The following is a 663-nucleotide window of genomic DNA, read 5'->3' as shown; positions in this document are numbered from 1 at the left end:
GGCGCCCTTTACCAGGGCACATGCGCGCTCAAGATCAGGCGCCATGAAGCGGTCAATATCCAGAGGCATGATCGATTGACGAATTGCTCTGACGACATTCTGCAAGGCCGGGCTGGTCTTCAGCGGCGCACGAAACTCGACGCCCTGCGCGCCGCAAAGAAACTCCACAGCCAGGATCATGCTGAGATTCTGGTTCATCCGGACCAGCCGCCTCGCACCGTGCGCCGCCATGGAAACGTGGTCTTCCTGGTTCGCAGATGTCGGCGTGGAATCGGTGGAACAGGGATTGGCCAGGTGCTTGTTTTCGCTCATCAGGGCGGCGGTCGTCACTTCGGCAATCATCATGCCCGAATTGAGACCCGGAGCCGAGGTCAGGAAGGGCGGCAGGTCAAAGGACAAGGTCGGATCCACCATCACCGCTACGCGCCGTTGCGCGATGGCGCCGATTTCCGCGATGGCCAGAGCAATCAGGTCCGCCGCGAAGGCAACCGGCTCGGCATGAAAATTCCCGCCGGACACAATCTCGCCCCGCTCCACGAGCACGAGCGGGTTGTCCGATACGGCGTTCGCCTCAATCTCCAGGGTTCGCCCCGCGCTGTCCAGCAGGTCAAGAGCTGCCCCCGTCACCTGTGGCTGGCACCTTATGCAGTAAGGATCCTGAAC

Annotated in this window: 1 protein-coding gene; it reads right to left on the bottom strand. The window is 61.7% G+C overall.

The window, feature by feature from the left end:
* Window positions 1–663 (bottom strand): aromatic amino acid lyase (locus HOC_RS20680; protein ID WP_035542719.1); only part of this gene is annotated, 663 nt, incomplete at both ends.

Origin of the sequence: Hyphomonas oceanitis SCH89 (assembly GCF_000685295.1) — a bacterium.
GTDB classification, from domain to species: Bacteria; Pseudomonadota; Alphaproteobacteria; order Caulobacterales; family Hyphomonadaceae; genus Hyphomonas; species Hyphomonas oceanitis.
Note: the sequence above shows the minus strand (reverse complement) of the source record. Positions and strands in the feature narration are given on the sequence as shown.